Source organism: Microbacterium sp. B19 (assembly GCF_000333395.1).
GTDB lineage: Bacteria > Actinomycetota > Actinomycetes > Actinomycetales > Microbacteriaceae > Microbacterium.
This window is the reverse complement of the sequence record NZ_BADA01000422.1, coordinates 1-692: the sequence shown is the minus strand read 5'-3', so window position 1 is coordinate 692 and position 692 is coordinate 1. Positions and strand designations below refer to the sequence as shown.

The window sequence follows — 692 nt, the reverse complement described above, 5'->3', positions numbered from 1 at the left end:
ATCCCCTCGGCGGCGATCCGCACGACCGACGGAACCGTGCGCGGCTCCACGCCGAGCACGGCGACACCGGCGGCGAGCACCGCCGCCCCCGCGGCGGCCCCGAGCGCGACGAGGAACCCGGAGGGGGTGGCATCCGGGGCGAGGACGAACGCCAGCGCCCACCCCACCGCCGCACCCGGGACGGCGGCGAGGAGCATCTGCCCGCCCGCGATACCCGCCGTCCGCGCCCGGCTCAACCCACGGGCCGACAGCAGGACGCGCTCGGATCGGCGCCGGCGCTCGGCTGTGGCGACCGCGACCGCGCTCACGAGGACGGCGGCACCCCACGGGGCCGAGACGAGCACCGCGGTGAGGGTCTCGAGCGCGCCTTGCTGCGCCTGCAGGTCGTGCAGCAGGGCCGAGAGCCGGGTCGAGACCGTGACGGGAAATCCGTTGGGGAGGGTGGCGCCCTGCGCGGAGGCCTTGTCGGCGGCGCGCGCGAGAGCGGACTCGTCGACGGCCGCGACGGACCCGCCTTCGACGGGGAACGAGGCGATCAGCTGGACGCGGGCGAGGGCTCCCGCGAGCGCGGGGACGGACCCCGGGTCGACGTAGGCGCCGCCGGTGAGCAGGTCGTCGGTCGCGTTCACACGCTCCGACGTGGGCCGGGCGAACACCCCCTGTGTCGCGGGAAGCTTCCGATCGGAGTCGAC

General features: G+C 76.6%; 1 pseudogene. It reads right to left on the bottom strand.

Annotated features, from left to right (window positions below):
• Positions 1-629 (bottom strand): annotated as a pseudogene (locus tag I5G_RS22800) (hypothetical protein); the annotation flags it as partial.
• Positions 630-692: the final 63 nt, after the last annotated feature.